Below are 18,557 nucleotides of genomic sequence, written 5' to 3'. Positions count from 1 at the left end.
TAAAAATAAAATAAAAATAAGTAATAAACCTAAATAACCTAAATCAAATAAGGTACCTACGAATGAGTTGTGTGCATAAACCTCAAAATACATTACCCAGGATTCAGGTCCACGTCCAAAATAAAGTTCGTTTATAGGGAAATAAGAAAACTCAGTTAAATACATGTTCCATAAATATATTCGGCTAGAGAGCAACCTTCTCTCTTCTGCTGTAAATAGCGAATAGTCAATATCAAATAATTCATTAATATTATTAAAAGCAGCACCTAACTCGCCAAATCTTTCAATGAATCCACTTCCGAAGAAAATACAAATAAGAAAAGTAAAGATGGAGGCACCAAGAAAAAAATATATTTTACTTTCTTTTTTAGAATTAACAAAGTAGAAAGCTATATAAGCAGCTACTAATGGAAAAAATGCAGAAATTAGCGTTGTTCGATAATTTGCAAAAACTATTGCTATGAAAAAAACAAATGGCATGTAGCTAGCTGCTTGCCTATATTTAACTAAAAGTATAGAAATTAGCATTCCCATGAAAAGTAACATAGAAAATGCGCTTTCATGTGCATAACCTGCAATGTAACTGATTGAATTAGAACTCGACACTAAACTTTCTGTGTCCTTGCCTTGACCTAGTAGTAAAGATAATAGTTGTGAAAATAAAATAACTAAAAAAACACTGTAAAAAGGCTTTAATATTTTAATTATACCAAAATGACTAAAAAGCTCTCTTAGGGAAAGGACTATTAATACTAAAAGTAGCCATTTCATAATAACTACTGCTCCCCCAAGTACCAACCAGCTGTTGACAGTTGATATTAATACGCCCACTATAATTAAGTAAAAAGGTATTAAAGTTTTACTTTTAAGGTTTGTTTTCTTTATTAACAAAATCAACAAGAACACTGTTAAAATTGAGAATAATGAATTTAATGACTGCCCTGCGACAATAGGCTCAAAGGAAATACTATGATTAAAAGATAACAGTAGCCTAAATACAAATATAGAATAAAAAATTAAAAACAATTTATTTGTTGCTATATATGGATACTTTTTTAGAGTATATAAATACATTAATAACAATAATAAAGAAGTTATTACTCCCATTTAAAATTCGTCCTCAACTAGGCCAATATATTTATTGGCTATTTCTTCCCAATTAAACTTACTTAAAATGGCTTTGTTAACTGGGTTGATATCAGAATTAAGCTTACTAACAAGTTCCTTTAAATTACCTAATTCATAATAGTTACTTTCCGGCAATCCTAAATCAATATTTTGTACTATGTTACTCAATAGAATTGGCGCAGAGCAGGATATCGCTTCTAGTGCAGAAATAGGTAACCCTTCAGAGTAAGAAGGCATTATGAATGCCTCACAGTTGCTATAAAGCCATTTCAATTCTGACCTAGTTTTTTTACCTATGAATAAAACATCTTTGTTTGCGTTTGCTTTTATAGAGTCAGCATATTTACTTTTAAAATCTGAATCACCTGCAATTACCAACTTTTCGTGCCCTTGGTGTTTATTAAATGCCTCAACAAGGTCATGTAAACCTTTCTCTGGAACCAGTCTACCTACAGCCAAGAAGTAAGGAAAAGCTATTTCTGTTATCTTTGACTCATCTTTAGGTAGAGAAAAGCCATTTGCTATAAAATAAAATTTGCTAGCATTTTTTTTATATCTTGACTTCGAATTATTAAGTAAAGTCTTGGATACAAAAAGAACTTTATTAGCATATTTTAGAGCGAATTTTTCACCGCATCTAAAAACGCCCCTAGCCAGGTACCCCCACTTTTTATGCTCATAGTTTTGGGAATGATGTGTCACAAAAACTTTTGGAAATAATAACCGCGCTAAAGGGGTGAAAATAGCTCCCCCAATACCGTGAATATGAAAAACATCCACTTTCTCAAACAAAAAACAGTGTAATATTGCCATCAAAGTATGAAATGGTGTTTCAATAAATTGTTGCTTTGGACTATAAAGCGCTTTCACCCTTAAATTATTAGATATTTGCAAAGTTTTACTATAATTACTTCGACCATAAATTAGTACATCAATATTTTCTGGCATTCGCTTGTAAAGCTCTTCGCAATGAGTTTCAACACCTCCCATTACTCCGGGTACTCCTCTTAATCCAGCGACAGCTAACTTTATTTTATTATTAGTTTGCATTTAGCATCTCCTCAATTTTTTTCTCAAAACTTGATAAAAAAGATTCATGAGAATAACTATTCCTTAGTGGTTTTATTACCGTTTCGTAATGTTCAATCAAAGAGGTGTCGTTGAAAAGCTCTATCCCTGCAACAGTATCAGCTGCATTATTTACAGGTATTAAAATACCATATTTTCCATTTTTTAAGTGTTCAACTCCGAGAGAAACGCAATTATCTAACAATTCTGCTGGACCCGATTGACAATCACTTGAAACGATAAATTTACCGAGAATTAATGCCTCAGCTATTACATTAGGAAAGCCTTCTGCTAACGATGCAGATATCAATCCCGCTGAGTTAGCTATATAGGGATATGGATTTTTAACAAACCCTTTAAATATTACCCGCTCTTTAAGACCTAATTCTAAAACTAAAGCTTCTAACGTGGCTCTCTCGGGTCCATCTCCGAGTAAAACCAATTTTTTTGTAGATTTGGCCTTAGCTAATGATTTAATCAGTAATGCATGATTTTTATTTTTATAAAAACGCCCAACACACACAATAAATGTTTTACTTTCAAATTCTACTTTATATTGCTGTGCTTTAAGTGCTAGTTCTTCATAATTATATGAATTGCTTATAACATCAATTCGTTTATGCTCTAGATTAAAAAAGTGACTTAAGTCCTCTTTAACGCCCTTCGAAACAGCAATTATTAAATCTGCCTTTTCGTAAAAAAAACGTGTGAACTTTTTCTTTATCTGGTTTTTTAAGCTATTTCCAAAATGAGACGAAGTATTTACTCTTTCGCTGATCATTACTGGATAATTGCTTCCAAAACTTGAAAAAACAGAAGCTACATTTGCCCTCGTCAAAAATGAAATAACAAGAGAGGGGTTTAATTCTTTCAGGACTTTATTTAAACCTACCATGCTCTTAAATATAGACCCATCATAATTAAGCTGCATATGTTCTATAGAATCATGTAACGGGTTTTGGATCTTTTCTTTATCTAGGGTAATTACAATAATTCTATAACTTCTTTTTGTATCATTAAGCATATTGGCTAAGCGTGCAAAAACTCTTTCAGCCCCGCCACCACCTAGGCTATTTATTATTAGACATACAAGCGGTTTGTTATTCATTGATTGTATGCCTTGTACCAATCAACAAATTGCTGCATACCATACTCGATATTAGTATTAGGCTTAAACCCAACCTCTTTTTGCAAGCTATCTATATCTGCAAAAGTTGCTGGAACATCTCCTGCTTGCATTGGCATATAGTTTTTATCAGCTACTTTACCTGCTGCTTTTTCAATTGACTCAATAAAAGTCATAAGTGCGATAGGTTCGTTATTACCAATATTAAATACACGGTATGGAGCTTTACTTGACTCTGGCGAGGTATTGCTATTTGACTGGTCTCTTTTTGGAACTACGTCTTGAATGCGAATAATGCCCTCTACAATGTCGTCTATGTAGGTAAAGTCGCGTTTCATTTTTCCGTTATTAAATACTTTAATTTCACGGTTATTTAATATTGCATCGGTAAATAAGTAAGGGGCCATATCTGGGCGACCCCACGGGCCATACACTGTGAAAAAGCGCAGCCCTGTTGTTGGTAGGTCGTATAGGTGGCTATAGCTATGCGCCATCAACTCATTTGATTTTTTAGTTGCTGCATACAGCGATACCGGGTGATCTACTGCATCGTCAGTCGAAAATGGCATTTTTTCGTTCATACCATAAACAGAGCTCGATGATGCATATACTAAATGCTGTACTTTATTATGACGACAACCTTCTAAAATAGTAGCAGTGCCCACTAAATTAGAGTCAATGTATGCCATTGGATTTTCTATTGAGTAACGCACGCCAGCTTGTGCTGCTAAGTGGATAACGCGGTCAAACTTTTCATCTTTAAATAAATTTGCTATGCCGTCTCTGTCTGCTAAATCCATTTTTACAAAACGAAATTGCGTAAGGTGTTTAATACGCTCAAGTCTTGCATGTTTTAATGCCGGATCGTAATAATCGTTTAGGTTATCTAGCCCTATTACTTCGTGACCATCGTTACATAAGCGTTCAGCCACAAAGTTACCGATAAACCCTGCGGCACCAGTTACAAGATATTTCATTTGTAAGAATCCTTTAAATTTGCTTTATTAATTTAATTTCAGGCACTGGTATTTGGCGTTTAAATATTAACGTTTAATACAAATTAAATTTGGTTGTGATTTATATAAGTTAGTTACGAAACCAATTTTTTAACGGCTTTAGTAAACTCTTCACCCATATGGCTTGATTGCATTGCATATTCTACATTTGCAAGCATATAGCCTAATTTAGAACCACAATCGTGCGATTGGCCTTTTAGGTGGTATGCTTCAAGTGTTTCTAGGTGGCGTAATTGCAGTAATGCATCGGTAAGTTGTATTTCGCCACCGGCACCAGGTGGTGTGTACTCTAGTAAATCCCAAATAGTAGGCGATACAACATAACGGCCTGTAATAGCTAAGTTGCTTGGAGCTTCATCGGTATTCGGCTTTTCTACCATGTTCTTAATTATTGCGTTTTCGCCTGCGTTAATTTTTATACCGGCTAGGTCAACCACACCATATTGGTGTACTTGTCCTTTTGGTACTGGCTCTACCATTACTTGGTTGTAGCCTGTATTGTCGAAGCGGTCGATCATTTGACTTAAATTATCGTTTTTTGGGTTTGATTTGTATTTATCAATAATTACGTCTGGTAACATTACTGCAAATGGATTGTTGCCCACTATCGGTTTGGCGGCTAGTACTGCGTGGCCAAGGCCTAAAGGTGCCGATTGACGAACCGAAATTACGGTTACGTCTTTTGGAACTATTGAGCGCACTTCTTCTAGTAGGCTACGCTTTACGCGTGCTTCTAGTGTGGCTTCTAGCTCAAAGCTAGTATCAAAATGGTTTTCGATTGAGTTTTTTGAAGCGTGGGTAACCAGTACAATTTCTTTAATGCCAGCTGCTACAGCTTCATTAACTACATATTGAATTAAAGGTTTATCTACCAGAGGCAGCATTTCTTTAGGGATGGCTTTTGTAGCTGGTAACATACGCGTACCAAGGCCAGCTACAGGTAATACTGCTTTTAAAACTTTCACTTTAATTCCTTTCATTATTTTTGCTAAACAACAAAAAAGGAATTGCTAAGCTAAAATTCCTTTTCGAGCGTTTCACATGCCGTGTGAGGTTGCTATTATACACAACACGATATTGCACTCAATAATTAAAGAGTACTTTTTGATTGTTTTTATGTTAATTTTATGTTTAACCAAAAGTAATTTTTAGCGAAAAATTTAATGCCTCATACTTTTTGGCGATCTACCTTTTCAAAGCTACCACCACTATACTAGGCTCGTTTGGTTATTAGGGAACACAGACTTAAAGGAACATTTGTGCGTTTAGGGTTTTACATTTTATTATTAGTGTCTTTTTTTGTATGCGCACAAAATACGCTTTTGTATTTACGCAATAGCGATATAATTGCGCGCGCTCAAAAACAGTATGGTGATGAAGGGCATAAACGTATAAAAAATTGGCTAAGTTTTATAGATGAGTCAGCTGATAAAAGTGAATGGCAAAAAATCCATTTGGTGAATGACTTTTTTAATAAACACATTAAATACAAAACCGATGATGAGCTTTGGCACCAAAAAGATTATTGGGCCACCCCACTTGAGAGTTTAGGCGTTGGTATGGGTGATTGTGAAGACTACGTAATTGCCAAATACTTTACGTTAATAGCACTGGGCGTACCCGAAGATAAAGTACGTTTAATGTATGTACGTCAAAAAACAGTTAATCAACCTCATATGGTACTTATTTATATTGAAACTCCTGATCAAATCCCCTTTGTTTTAGGCAATTTTAACACTAAACTACTACCCGCTAATAAGCGCCCTGACTTAACACCTATCTATAGTTTTAATGGCCAAGGTTTATGGTTAGCCAAATCAAAAGGGTTAGGTAATAAAGTAAAAAATAGCCGTGGTGTTTCTGCCTGGAACACCATGTTAGAGCGAATTGAACAAGGTGAGCTTGCGCCCGCCAAAAGTGATAAAGGAACACCGAGTTATGTCTCGACTTTTTAAAAATGGATTAAGTTTAAAAACCCAAGTATATGGCCTTATTATATTGATTTCGGTACTTTCTTTTTTTGTACGCGTAATTACTGACGTTGATACCACTCGCCAATACTTACAAACGCAAATGGGTAGCCACGCGCAAGATACAGCAACAAGCTTAGGGCTTTCTATATCGCCTTACCTTGAAGAAGACAGTTTAATGATTGCCCAGACCATGGCAACCGCTATTTTCGACTCCGGCTATTACAAACAAATAAAATTTACTAACGCCGAGAATAAAATAGTTTTTGACCTAACAAGCCCAAAACGCGTTGAATCTGTACCTAATTGGTTTATTACAGCAGTAAAGCTTGAAGCCCCTACTATGCAATCAGAATTAAACAATGGCTGGATTATGGCTGGAGTGCTCGAAGTAACAAGCCATGTTGGGCAATCGTATTTAACGCTATGGGAACATACTAAACGCAGCTTTTATGGTTCTTTATTATTATTGGTAGCGTCGCTTGCAGTAGCATATTTAATACTACGTGCGGTGTTTAAACCTTTAAAAGCAGTAGAAAACCAAGCACACTTGGTTACACGTAAACGCTTTACATTAAACGACGAAATACCAGTTGCACGCGAGCTACGTACTGTAACTACAGCCATTAATAATATGGTAATGAACCTTCAAAGCACCTTTGACTCTTTAACAAAGCAAACACAAACACTTACCGATGAAGTATATGTAGACTCACTTACAGGGCTGGGTAACCGCCGTTCGTTTGAGAACCACTTTAACTCAGTGGTTGACACCATTACTAGCGACACTCCAATCACTGCCATGATGGTTACTCTCCCCTCACTTGCTAATATTAACCAAACTGTAAGTTACCAAGATGGTGACGAGCACGTACATGATGTAAGCGTTACTTTGCAAAATGTGTTTGGTGCTTTAACTAATTCTAAAATATTTAGACTTAACGGTAGTACTTTTATTGCTTTAGTCCCATTAGATATGCAATTTTTAAATAGAACGCGCCTCGATATAAATGATGCTTTTAGTAAAAAGAAAAACAGCTTACACGTGAATGGTTTTGCTAACTTAGCATTAGTAAATGTTGATAAAGGCTCATCTATCGGGGGTGTACTTTCAGCCCTTGATACCGGCTGCACCATTGGCGATTCGGCTGTAAATAAAGTAGATAAAGATACTTTGTTTAGTGTTAAAGAGTGGCGTTCGCTTATTCAGTCAATTATTGCTACTGGTGAAGTTAGTTTTTCGGTGCAGCCAGTTAAACGCACTAACTCACAAAACAAGCAGTGCTACTTTGAAGTGTTTGCTCATTTTACGCATGAAGGCGAAAAGGTTAATAATGGCCATTTGTTTGCTATGGCCGAAAAGCTTAACTTAACCGAAGAGTTAGACAAAAAAATAATTCGCAACTTTGTAAACGTTAAAGAGCAACACCCAGACGATACATTTGCGTTAAATATTAGTAAGGCTTCGTTGTATTCAACTGACTTTATTGAATGGCTTACTCTTTATGCACACACTAAACCAATTATTAAAACAAACTTGATTTTTGAATTGCATGAAATTAGCTTACTTTACAACGTACATGTTGCCTCTTTACATATAGATACAATAAAAGATATTGGCATAAATGTGTGTGTTGAACACTTTGGTACTAGTTTAACCTCGTTTAGATACTTACAAGGGTTAGACATTGAATATATAAAAATAGATGGTAGCTATATTCAAGACTTATTAGATAACACTCAAAGCCAATTTTTTATTCAAACAGTTAATAATATTTGTCATGGCTTTGGTATTAAAGTTTTAGCTTGTTTGATTGAAAAACCTGAAACTTTAAAGGTACTTGAAAGTTTAGGTTGCGATGGCGTGCAGGGTAATTTAATAATGCCGCCAACCAAAATAATAAAAACTAGTGATAATGGCGCAAATAAAGAGTTTACTTTTTGCACCGATGCGCTAAAATTTTGTAATTAGACAATCTCTTAAAGGGACACAAGATGAAATCACTTATACTTGCTGGTTTATTTGCTAGCGCATCGGCGCTTACGGTTTTGCCTGCTTTTGCGCAAACGGATACAGACGCGGTAGTTAAAATCGAAAGCTTAGATTCTTTAATTGCTATTTTAAACAACGCCACTGCTGATACTCCATCAGATGAGTTGCAGCAAGAGCTTGTTACTGCAATTGAGCAGCTTTGCCAAAATACCGGCCCTATTGATTTAGACTCACCTATTGCTAACGGAACATGTTCTGCTGAGCAGTTAGATGCAATTATGAATGCTGTTATAACAGCCATAGGCGCAGACAGCGCTTTTATTTCTGACTTTTTAGCTGCACTTGTTGTTGCAGGCGTTGATAGCGATGCTGTTACACTGGCTGCTATTACAGCTGGCGTTGATGCCACTGTAGCCTCTGAAGCAACAGCAGCTGGCCCTGGTGGTGCACCAGCTCCTGCTGCTCCGGTAATTGTTACTTTACCAACAACTGCAGTACCGCAAGGCGCAGGCGGAACAGGTGGCGATGCAGGTATATCTGAAGTCGGAAACTAACCGTTAATAAAATAATAAAAACGCAGCCTTTTGGCTGCGTTTTACTTTATATGGCTTATTTTTTTAGCCCTTCTTTTAGGCTCTTAGTTTAGAGAACCCTGTGAATCGTTTTATATTTTTTTTACTCTGTGCAACTTTATTTTTGCTGCCCTTACCATTAGGTAGTTACCGCCCTTGGGCAATTTTAGCAATGGGGATATTGATTAGTGCTACCTTTTTCATCCATTTAATTTACAGCAGTATTAATAACAAGCACCCTTTATACCCTCCTTTATATTCTTGGCCCTTATTTACTGTACTCGGTATAGTTGTGAGCGTATGCGCAGTACAAATATTTACCGTAAGTGTTGACCCGTTTCAAACTAAACAAATGCTTATTAAAACAAGTTTTATGATTTTATTTTGTTGGCTATTATTTATTTATTGTAATACTGAAAAGCGTATTAAAAATTTAATATATGCAATTATAAGTGCCGGCGTATTTCAGGCTTTATATGCCACTTATTTAAATTTATCGCCTGATATTATTAGCCCACTATTTGGTTATAAGCATACCGACCGTGCTATTGGCACGTTTACTTACTCTAACTTTTTGGCTAACTTTTTAGCTTTATGTTTATGTTTGGGTCTTGGTGTGTTAGTTAGCGAATTAAAGCGCTCTACTAGCGATTACAAACAAACATTAAAACAAACGCTTCGTGCGTGGACTGAAATACTCTTAAGCTCAAAAATAATTTTACGTATTTCGTTAATTATTATTATTGTTGCGTTAATTTTAACCCGTAGCCGTATGGGTAACTCTGCATTTTTTATTGCATTAATGGTTGTTAGCTTACTCGCGTTTTTTATTTACAGGCAAAAACCTAAAGCGTTTAAACTACTTATAGTTAGTTTTTTTATAATCGATTTATTTATTATTGGTGCTATATTTGATGTAGAAAAAGTTAAACAACGAATAAGCGAAACCAGTATTTCATCAGAAACCCGTGACGAAGTTGTACTTGATTCAATACCCCTTATTTTAGATAAGCCTTTGTTGGGCTCTGGTGGTGGTACATTTTATACTGCGTTTCCAGCGTATCAGTCTGAGCCTTATTCAGGTTACTACGATAATGCCCATAACGATTACGTACAGTTTTCAGTAGAGCTGGGTATACCCACTACAGCCGCACTGGGCTCACTTATACTTTATTGTTTATGGTTATGTATAGCGACTATGCGAAAGCGTAAAACAGCGCTGTTTCAGGGTGTTGCTTTTGGCTGTGCCATTGCAATTATAGATATGCTGCTGCATTCGTTGGTAGATTACTCTTTGCAAGCTGGTGCAAACTCAATGTTGTTTATGACTATTTTATGCTTGGCAATATTGAGTAGTAAGTTACCTGCGTCTAAACGAAGCAGAAAAGAGCATGGTTAAATACAAAATATAAGTAATAAAATATATAAGAAATTAAATCACCACAGAGAGCACCGAGAAGAAAAGGAGTAGTGACCAACCATTACTAGTATTTCCTCTGTGTAGCGCAAAGCGCCTCTATGCTCTCAGTGGTGGGATCCATTTATAAGTAATAAGAAACTGCGCTTTAACATTTGAATTCATTAGTAAACAACTGATTAAATCACCACAGAGAACACTGAGAAGAAAAGGAGTACTGACCAATCATTACTAGTATTTCCTCTGTGTAGCGCAAAGCGCCTCTGTGCTCTCAGTGGTGGGATCCATTTTTAAGTAATAAGAAACTTCGCTTTTACGTTTATGAGTAACTTATTACTTATGTTCTAAATCGAACTCGGTCAAATGCCCTTCACCGTGTATAAGTTGGTAGCGGGCTAAATTCCCCTGCTCTAGTGTTATTAAACTAATAGCTGAGTCACTTACTAAGTATTTTTGCCCTTCACCTATGGTTTGGTGTTTATCTACTTCCATGTGCCAGCGTTTGGTAAAAAAGTTTAATGGGCTTTTTGGGCCGTATAGAATTGAATCTAGTTTATCGAGTATGTTTATTAATTTACGCGGGAACTCATTTTTAATACCGCTGGCGGTAAGTTGCCAAATTCGATTGGGGTGATCGCCAAAACGTTTTTGCACCGAAAAGCAAAATGAGTAATGTACGTCTCCCGATAAAATAAGGGTCTCGTTTGGGGTGTCGGTTCGTCTAAAGGTATCGAGTAGCTTTTTGGCTGATCCTTCGTGCGCCATCCAGTTTTCTACGTCAACCATGAGCGGTTGGCCACATATGTTAAACATGGCTTGAATGGCTTCTATTGATTTAACACCAAATACAGGGGCTGGCGATACAATAATAACCTGATCGTGGCTTAATAGGCTTTCTTCAAGCTCTGTTAAACGCTCCCAATCAAGTAGGCCTGAAGGCTCGTTAAAGTTTTGCTCATTTCGCCAACGGTGCGTACGTGTATCTAGCACCACTACTTTTGGGGTTGTAGTTAACTCATAATGCCAAAAACTAAAATCGTTTAGTGGTTTATCAAATGCTTTAAACTGCCATAAATTATTAGCTGTACGGCTTTGCTTAAAAGGTGTTAGTAACTCGCCTGTTTTATTTAGTGCATCGTTCCCCATTCCTTGAAAAAGCCAATAACTAATTAAGCCGTTATTAATGATTCGTTTACTACTTGGATTTTCATTTATAGCTTGCTCCCACCCAGCGGTGAGGTTCCAGTCATCGGTTACATCATGATCGTCAAACATCATTAATGTAGATACATTGGCAAACAATCGCTCTACTTCACTTAAGCCTTTTGCATAATCAATCAGTGCTGTTTTTTCAGCGTCAAAAATAGTTTTGTTTTGCTTGTTTTGACCTGAATACGTTGTGTTTTGTATATCAACGCATTGCCAAGCAGCAGCACTAAAATTTAATAAATACAGTGCTATATATTCTTCAAAATGGATAAGGTGATTGTAGGCTTTTACGCTTGAAAAATGAGGTTCGTCTTTTTTTAGCCAGTAACCAACACCTAACTTTGAGCGTTTTTGCCAAGGCGTTTTTGGTAAATATAAGTGACGATTATAAAGTTGCTCATTTATATCATCCGGTAGCTCAATAGCAAGTGGTTGCTCTTTATAGATACCTAAGGCTTTAATTAACTGATGAATAGCTAATAACATGGGTCCTGCTACATCATCGGCATAAACCTGATCGCCGCTCAGTAATAATAATTGTGCGCCTTGGCTATTATTACCGCGCTGAGTATTTTGCCAGTGACTTGCAGACACTAAGCTATCTTTTGCTGGGTGATGTGCATTACGGCACGAGCCATGCAAAATATCACTGAGTTTATCGGGGATTACAAATGCAGGCGTTGTTTGGTTGCTATAGCACCAAGGTGATAAATCGATTGCTGTATCGTCAATTACAAGCTCATAGCTTAATAAGCTATCTACAGGGAGTTTGTTGTCTATTGGCTTTATAATAACGAAATGCAGGTATAAATGTTCCCCTAAAGAAACCGTATGTTGTTCGCTATAACACTTAACATTTAATAAGTTTATTTGGCAATTTGCAGGTTTGGAGGTAGCAAACTGAATACAGACTCCAGTTTGCTCTGCACGGCGCACCATTGGCCCCATTAGTAAAATAGGAAGGTTTGCCGTGTGAGGAATCATGTATTTAGCCTTTAGCTGCTAATTTAAATAAAGAATAAAAGTTTTCGGTAGTGGCTTTAGCCAGTTCATTAAAGCTAATGCCTTTAAGCTCGCTAATGTAATAAGCAACATCTTCTACGTACGCTGGCTGATTTGTTTGCCCACGATACGGTACCGGCGCTAAATAAGGCGAGTCGGTTTCTATTAATAATCTATCTAGCGGTATTTGCTTTACTACTTCTTTTAGCTCAATAGCATTTTTAAAGGTAACAATGCCCGAAATAGAAATATAAAAGCCCATATCTATGGCTTTTTTTGCCATATCCCAGTCTTCGGTAAAGCAATGTAATACACCACCGCAGTTTTCGGCCTTGTGCTCACGCATTAAATTAATGGTGTCGGCGCGGGCATCACGAGTATGAATAATTAACGGTTTTTGTAATTCGTTAGCCACTTCAATATGCCCAACAAAGCTTGCTTGCTGCACTGCGTGAGTATCTTTTGAATAGTAGTAATCAAGACCCGTTTCGCCAATAGCAACGACTTTGTCATGTGAAGCTAAGTCGATTAGTTGCTGTTTATTAAGGGCGTCTTTTTGATCAAGTGGATGTACACCGCATGAGGCTGATACATCGTCGTAATGTTTAATTTTATCAAGCATGCTTGGAAACTGATCAAGCGTTACGCTTACACATAAAAAGTGCTCTATTTGCTTTGCACGCGCTTTATCAAGAACTTGGTCAAGGTTTAAGTCTAGTTTATCAAAATCAAGACGGTCTAAATGGCAATGAGAATCTACAATCACTATAAGGCCTGTATTATGTTCAGGGTTTAAATTTGTTCGTTTAATTTATTATGTTAGTAATTAAAAGAACCCAATATAGGGCGGCGTTAATCTCAATGAAAAACCGACCCTATAACTACATGGTATATGTCTGATCGCCTGAGTTTAACATAGTCCCAAGGAGCTTTTCGATTTTAGCGTTTAGGTTTGTTTTATCATCTAAAAAGCTAATACCAATACCTGGAGGATTAGAGCTTTGTGCACCTTGTGGCGTGATCCACGACACTTTACCTGTCACTACGTCATCTTCTAAGGCATCGGGCAAAGTAACTCTAAGCGCTAATGAATGCCCTGCTTCGTAACGCATATTAGTGCGTACAAATAAGCCACCTTTTTTTAAGTAAGGCATATAACAACGGTATAACTCGTCTAAATCGTCTATGTCTACTAGTAGTTCTTGCATGATTAATCCTTTTAAGAATTTCGCAATGTGTATGCTAATCGTGATACAGCAAGCGGTAAATTAAGGCCAAGTACTTGTGTGTTATTTTGTAAAAACTCGCCTAGTGCATTTTGCGCACTTTGATAAGCGTCAAAACTCATGCCTTGCAGTAATTGCTGCTTTAGTTGCACGCTTAAAAACAAAGTAAATATACGAACAAGTTCAGGCTGTTTATTTATTATATCGACTAACGCTTTAAAATTATGACTTTGTTTAAACTCAGTTGCAAACTTATACAGTGTATCAATATTTTTCAGCTGGTCTTGCTGTTGCCAATGCTTTACTTGCAGCGGTTGGTTATAAAAAAGTGCTAACCAACTATAGTTAGGAATGTCTAATGTCTCTAGCCATTGCTGAGCAAGTGCTGTATTAGCTATTTTTACGTCACTTTTAGCGCATCGACTTAAAATAGTTGCAGGGAGCTGCTGTGGTTGGCTTGTGGTTAATATTAAAAAGCGGCTATTAGTTGGCTCTTCAAGTGTTTTTAATAATGCGTTAGCTGCTGCTGTGGTCATTTTTTCGCAATTTTCGATTATCGCGACTTTATTGCCATTTTGCGCTGCAGAGTGATTCATAAAATCACTAATACCACGAATATCATCTACACCAATACTTTGCCCATCAACTTGCGTTAAACGTTTGTCGGGGTGAGTGCCAGCCAGGTTAAGTAAACAGCTTTTACACTGTCCGCAAGGTTTTAGCATACTGTTTTGCGCAGCTACCTGCGTAGCTATATTTTGGCATAACAAAGCATTCCCAAGCTCATCACTTAACTCAAACTTACCTACGCCAACAGGCCCACAAAATAATTGCGCATGATGAAAACGCTCTGCGCGATAACTTTTCGCTAAACGTGCTTGAGTATCATGTAGCCAAGGCAATGGCATATTATTTTAGGCCTTCAAAAAATGAATGCAGTACATTGGTAATATCGCGATGTACTTTATCAATACTTTGGTTTGCATCAACGGTTTTAATTGTGTTGTCGTCATTAGCAAGTTCAACATAACGCATACGTGTACGCTGAAAAAACTCAATGGCTTCTTGTTCAATACGGTCAAGCTCGCCACGCCCTTTTGCACGTTCAAGGCCTATCACTGGGTCAATATCAAGGTAAATAGTTAAATCTGGCTTTAAGCCTTTTAACACCATTGACGAAAGTGAAGCTAATGTATTTGAGCTAATACCACGCCCTCCACCTTGATACGCCTGAGACGATAAATCATGACGATCGGCAAGTACCCATTGGCCTTTATCAAGCGCAGGGGTAATAACATTGTGCATTAGCTGCGAGCGAGCTGCATACATAATAAGCAACTCAGTTTCAAAGGCAATCTCTTCTTCGTGCTCTGCTTTTACAAGCGTACGAAGCGATTCAGCCAGTGGCGTGCCGCCAGGTTCGCGGACATTAATAAAGTCTATTTTTTGTTTGTTTAAAAAGTCTTGGCATAACGAAATAGCGGTTGATTTACCCGCGCCTTCTAGCCCTTCTATTACTATAAATTTTGATTTCATAAAAACTTAATTCTTTTTATTTAATATATACGTTTTAACTGCCGCGTTATGCTGCTTTAACGTGGTTGAAAATTGGTGGCTACCATCGCCTTTTGATACAAAGTAAACGTATTCACTTTGCGGCGGATTAACTGCAGCTAAAATAGCGGCTTTAGATGGCATAGCAATCGGTGTTGGCGGTAAGCCATTAATACGATACGTATTGTAAGGCGTATAATCGCGCAAATCTTTACGTTTAATATCACCATCAAAGTCAGCGCCTAGCCCGTATATTACGGTAGGATCGGTTTGTAGGCGCATATTAGTGTTTAATCGGTTAACAAACGCTGATGCAATTAACGGACGCTCGCTGGCAAGGCCTGTTTCTTTTTCAATGATTGAAGCCATTATTAGTGCTTCGTATGCTGTTTTATAGGGTAAATTAGCGGCGCGCTGCTGCCAAGCATCATCTAATGTTTGCTGCATTTTTTGTGCTGCACGTTTTAATACACTGCTTGCAGTATCGTTATTATGATAATGGTAAGTGTCGGGGAATAACCAGCCTTCTAAGTGCGTGTCATTACCCAGTATTTGAGTACTTAGTTCGTCAGTTTTTAAATCGTTTTGTAAATTATCAGCTTTTTTAATAGCACTTAGTACTTCACGTAAGTTTTGACCTTCAATTATGGTAAAACTAAAACTAATTTGCTGACCTTGGTTAATTTTTTTTACGTTGTTAATAACGCTATCGGCTGTTAGCTCGTAAAGCCCCGCTTTTAAGTCGGTAAGTGTGGGATCTAATTTGGCAATGACCTGATAACGCCAGCAACTCTCTACCCAGTTATTAGCTTGCCATTGCTGACATAATTTATTAAAGCCAGTGCCATGCTTAACTTCAAATTGTGTGTTTTTAGCTACCTTTAGCGGGCTATTTATTGTTGCTTGTAATTGCTGGTAACCAATAGCAGTGGTTACAACAGCTAAAAAGAGTACCGATAAAATAACTTTTAACACTCAGCCTCCTTGGCTAATAATTTAGTTAATAATGCGTGGCTGTCATCTGTATTAAATACTTGTTGCTCAATACGTTTAACAGGCACTGCTCCCATTAAGCTATTACACACAAATACGGCGTCTGCTTGGGTTAAGTCTTCTACTTTTACGCGTTTAAATTCAATAGGCAATTTATCACATAACGATTGTAGATAAACGCCCTTTATCCCGCACTCATCAAGGAATGGCGTAAACACACACTTATTTTTAATCGCAAAAATATTAGCTGCTGAAGCTTCAATTACATTGTTATTGTAATCAAGCACTAACACATCGTCGCAGTCTTGTTTTTGCATCGCTTTTTTAACTAATACTTGCTCAAGTCGGTTTAATGTTTTTAGGCCCGCTAAATGTGGCTGAGCCGCTAATTTAATGGGGCTTATTTCGAGATTTACACCCTTTTTAGCAAGCGCTTCGTAATTACTAGGATAATCTAATACACTCAATAAAATAGTAATATTACACTCACTTGGCAGCCCATAACCACGACCGCCTTCGCCTCGCGTTACAAGTATTTTAAACACATTCAGTGGTGCAGCTTTAATATGCAGGGCAATTTGATTTTCAAGGCTATTAAAGTCTAACTCAGGAAAACCCAAACGCTGTGCGCATTCAATCAAACGCGCTTTATGATGAGCCCAATACTGTACTTGCCCATCAACAACCTTAGCGGTTGTAAAAAAGCCGTCACCGTAATTTAAGCCCCTGTCACGCGTACTTAAAGTGCTATTTTGATCTGCTGCTATTATTGTTTGCATTTTGTTTGGCATATAAAAAAAGCCCAGTTAAACAACTGAGCTCTTATAATTTGATTCGTTGTTAAAAAAGATTATACCTTTTTAAATAGCAACGAGCCATTAGTACCACCAAAACCGAACGAGTTACACAGTGCAAAGTCTAACTTTGCATCACGTGCAGTGTGCGCAATATAATCTAAGTCACACCCTTCGTCTGGGTTATCAAGGTTGATAGTTGGCGACACTTTTTGATCTGTCAGCGATAAAATCGAAATAATCGATTCAACCGAGCCAGCAGCACCTAACAAGTGACCCATCATCGATTTAGACGAGCCTACCATTACATCTTTGGCTGAATTACCAAATATAGACTTAACAGCGGCAGTTTCTGCTTTATCGCCTGCATTTGTAGATGTACCGTGTGCGTTAATGTAACCAATTTGCTCAGCGTTTACTTGCGCATCATTTAGTGCGTTTTGCATTGCAAGTGCAGCGCCCGCACCATCTTCTGGTGGTGATGTCATGTGATACGCATCGCCGCTCATACCAAAGCCTACAAGCTCAGCATAAATTTTAGCTCCACGTGCTTTAGCATGTTCGTACTCTTCAACTACAACAACACCAGCACCGTCAGAAAGCACAAAGCCATCGCGGTCTTTATCCCAAGGGCGAGAAGCCGCTTGTGGATCGTCGTTACGTGTTGAAAGTGCACGTGCAGCATTAAAGCCACCCATACCAATTGGTGTACAGGCTTTTTCTGCACCGCCGGCAACCATTGCATCTGCATCGCCGTAGGCAATCATACGCGCTGCATGGCCAATATTATGCAAACCAGTAGTACAGGCAGTTACAATTGAAATATTTGGACCACGCAGTCCATGCATCATTGATAAATGACCTGAGATCATATTAATAATGGTAGACGGCACATAAAATGGAGATAACTTGCGCGGACCACTATTTAATAGCTTAATGTGGTTTTCTTCAATTAACGTAAGCCCACCAATACCTGAACCTACAGCTACACCAATGCGTGCTGCGTTTTGCTCGGTGATTTCAAGGCCTGAATCTTTAAAGGCTTGAACACCCGCTGCAATGCCGTACTGAATAAACAAGTCCATTTTTTTAGTATCTTTCGCTGACATGTATGCAGTTGCATCAAAGTCATTTATTAAACCCGCGAATTTAGTACCAAATTTTGATGTATCAAAGTGCGTTATTGTTTGAATGCCACTTTTACCATCTAATAAGCCTTGCCAGGTTGATTGAACATCATTACCTAGCGGCGTCAACATTCCTAAGCCAGTTACGACGACTCGACGTTTAGCCACGGTTTGCCTCCAATAAGGGATATTTTACAAGGGGGTGATCATACCCAAGCTACCTCAAAGTGCTAGTCCCAAAATAGATTAAAAACGCATAACACAATCAAAATTAATTTTTAGCTAAAATTGAGCATCGAGATTTAAGTTTTGAATCATGAACTTTGAGGTGGTTTGGATATAAAAAATTAAAGGCAGCGGAT

The 18,557-nt window shown here is 37.5% G+C and carries 17 protein-coding genes; 4 read left to right on the top strand and 13 right to left on the bottom strand.

Annotated features, from left to right (window positions below; all coding sequences use genetic code 11):
- The 5 genes from H5126_RS14170 to galU all read right to left on the bottom strand — a co-directional run.
- Positions 1 to 1,107 (bottom strand): O-antigen ligase family protein (locus H5126_RS14170; protein WP_182720745.1); only part of this gene is annotated, 1,107 nt, incomplete at its 3' end.
- Positions 1,108 to 2,178 (bottom strand): glycosyltransferase family 4 protein, encoded by a 1,071-nt coding sequence (locus H5126_RS14165; RefSeq protein ID WP_182720746.1) that lies wholly within the window; start codon positions 2,176 to 2,178, stop codon positions 1,108 to 1,110.
- Entirely contained in the window at positions 2,168 to 3,304 is a 1,137-nt protein-coding gene (locus H5126_RS14160; RefSeq protein ID WP_182720747.1) for a glycosyltransferase, read from the bottom strand. The genes H5126_RS14165 and H5126_RS14160 overlap by 11 nt, the downstream gene beginning before the upstream one ends.
- Complete coding sequence (locus tag H5126_RS14155; protein ID WP_182720748.1) at positions 3,301 to 4,299, bottom strand: NAD-dependent epimerase; 999 nt, start codon at positions 4,297 to 4,299, stop codon at positions 3,301 to 3,303. The genes H5126_RS14160 and H5126_RS14155 overlap by 4 nt, the downstream gene beginning before the upstream one ends.
- A 113-nt stretch (positions 4,300 to 4,412) precedes the next feature.
- Positions 4,413 to 5,303 (bottom strand): UTP--glucose-1-phosphate uridylyltransferase GalU, encoded by an 891-nt coding sequence (gene galU, locus H5126_RS14150; protein ID WP_182720749.1) that lies wholly within the window; start codon positions 5,301 to 5,303, stop codon positions 4,413 to 4,415.
- A gap of 294 nt (positions 5,304 to 5,597) precedes the next feature.
- Here galU and H5126_RS14145 point away from each other — a divergent pair, with 294 nt between their 5' ends.
- The 4 genes from H5126_RS14145 (at position 5,598) to H5126_RS14130 (ending at position 10,272) form a co-directional block, all read left to right on the top strand.
- Entirely contained in the window at positions 5,598 to 6,293 is a 696-nt protein-coding gene (locus H5126_RS14145) for a transglutaminase-like cysteine peptidase (protein ID WP_182715284.1), read from the top strand.
- Positions 6,277 to 8,280, top strand: coding sequence for an EAL domain-containing protein (locus H5126_RS14140; RefSeq protein ID WP_182720750.1), 2,004 nt, complete (start codon positions 6,277 to 6,279; stop codon positions 8,278 to 8,280). The genes H5126_RS14145 and H5126_RS14140 overlap by 17 nt, the downstream gene beginning before the upstream one ends.
- Positions 8,281 to 8,303: 23 nt before the next feature.
- A complete protein-coding gene (locus tag H5126_RS14135) occupies positions 8,304 to 8,855 on the top strand; it encodes a hypothetical protein (RefSeq protein WP_182720751.1) in 552 nt (183 codons plus the stop codon).
- 100 nt (positions 8,856 to 8,955) lie between these two features.
- Positions 8,956 to 10,272, top strand: a complete 1,317-nt coding sequence (locus H5126_RS14130; protein WP_182720752.1) for an O-antigen ligase — start codon at positions 8,956 to 8,958, stop codon at positions 10,270 to 10,272.
- Positions 10,273 to 10,623: 351 nt separating this feature from the next.
- On the opposite strand, the gene H5126_RS14125 is transcribed toward H5126_RS14130, so the two are convergent.
- The 8 genes from H5126_RS14125 to fabF all read right to left on the bottom strand — a co-directional run bounded on the left by H5126_RS14125 (position 10,624) and on the right by fabF (position 18,363).
- Positions 10,624 to 12,483: an alkaline phosphatase D family protein gene (locus H5126_RS14125; RefSeq protein ID WP_182720753.1), complete on the bottom strand. Its 1,860-nt coding sequence runs from the start codon at positions 12,481 to 12,483 to the stop codon at positions 10,624 to 10,626.
- A 4-nt stretch (positions 12,484 to 12,487) separates the two neighbouring features.
- A complete protein-coding gene (locus tag H5126_RS14120; RefSeq protein WP_182720754.1) occupies positions 12,488 to 13,267 on the bottom strand; it encodes a YchF/TatD family DNA exonuclease in 780 nt (259 codons plus the stop codon).
- A gap of 115 nt (positions 13,268 to 13,382) precedes the next feature.
- A complete protein-coding gene (locus H5126_RS14115; RefSeq protein WP_002962367.1) occupies positions 13,383 to 13,709 on the bottom strand; it encodes a PilZ domain-containing protein in 327 nt (108 codons plus the stop codon).
- Between the two features lie 11 nt (positions 13,710 to 13,720).
- Positions 13,721 to 14,635, bottom strand: coding sequence for a DNA polymerase III subunit delta' (locus H5126_RS14110; RefSeq protein ID WP_182720755.1), 915 nt, complete (start codon positions 14,633 to 14,635; stop codon positions 13,721 to 13,723).
- A 1-nt stretch (position 14,636) separates the two neighbouring features.
- A complete protein-coding gene (gene tmk / locus H5126_RS14105; RefSeq protein ID WP_007585737.1) occupies positions 14,637 to 15,263 on the bottom strand; it encodes a dTMP kinase in 627 nt (208 codons plus the stop codon).
- 6 nt (positions 15,264 to 15,269) lie between these two features.
- Entirely contained in the window at positions 15,270 to 16,256 is a 987-nt protein-coding gene (mltG, locus tag H5126_RS14100) for an endolytic transglycosylase MltG (RefSeq protein WP_182720756.1), read from the bottom strand.
- The gene (gene pabC, locus H5126_RS14095; RefSeq protein ID WP_182720757.1) at positions 16,250 to 17,065 is read right to left on the bottom strand and encodes an aminodeoxychorismate lyase; all 816 of its coding nucleotides are present in this window, start codon (positions 17,063 to 17,065) and stop codon (positions 16,250 to 16,252) included. The genes mltG and pabC overlap by 7 nt, the downstream gene beginning before the upstream one ends.
- A 59-nt stretch (positions 17,066 to 17,124) precedes the next feature.
- Positions 17,125 to 18,363 (bottom strand): beta-ketoacyl-ACP synthase II, encoded by a 1,239-nt coding sequence (fabF, locus tag H5126_RS14090; protein ID WP_076923842.1) that lies wholly within the window; start codon positions 18,361 to 18,363, stop codon positions 17,125 to 17,127.
- Between the last annotated feature and the right edge of the window lie 194 nt (positions 18,364 to 18,557).

The organism is Pseudoalteromonas sp. SG45-3 (genome assembly GCF_014164075.1).
Taxonomy (GTDB): domain Bacteria; phylum Pseudomonadota; class Gammaproteobacteria; order Enterobacterales; family Alteromonadaceae; genus Pseudoalteromonas; species Pseudoalteromonas distincta.
This window is presented reverse-complemented; position numbering and strand designations above follow the sequence as displayed.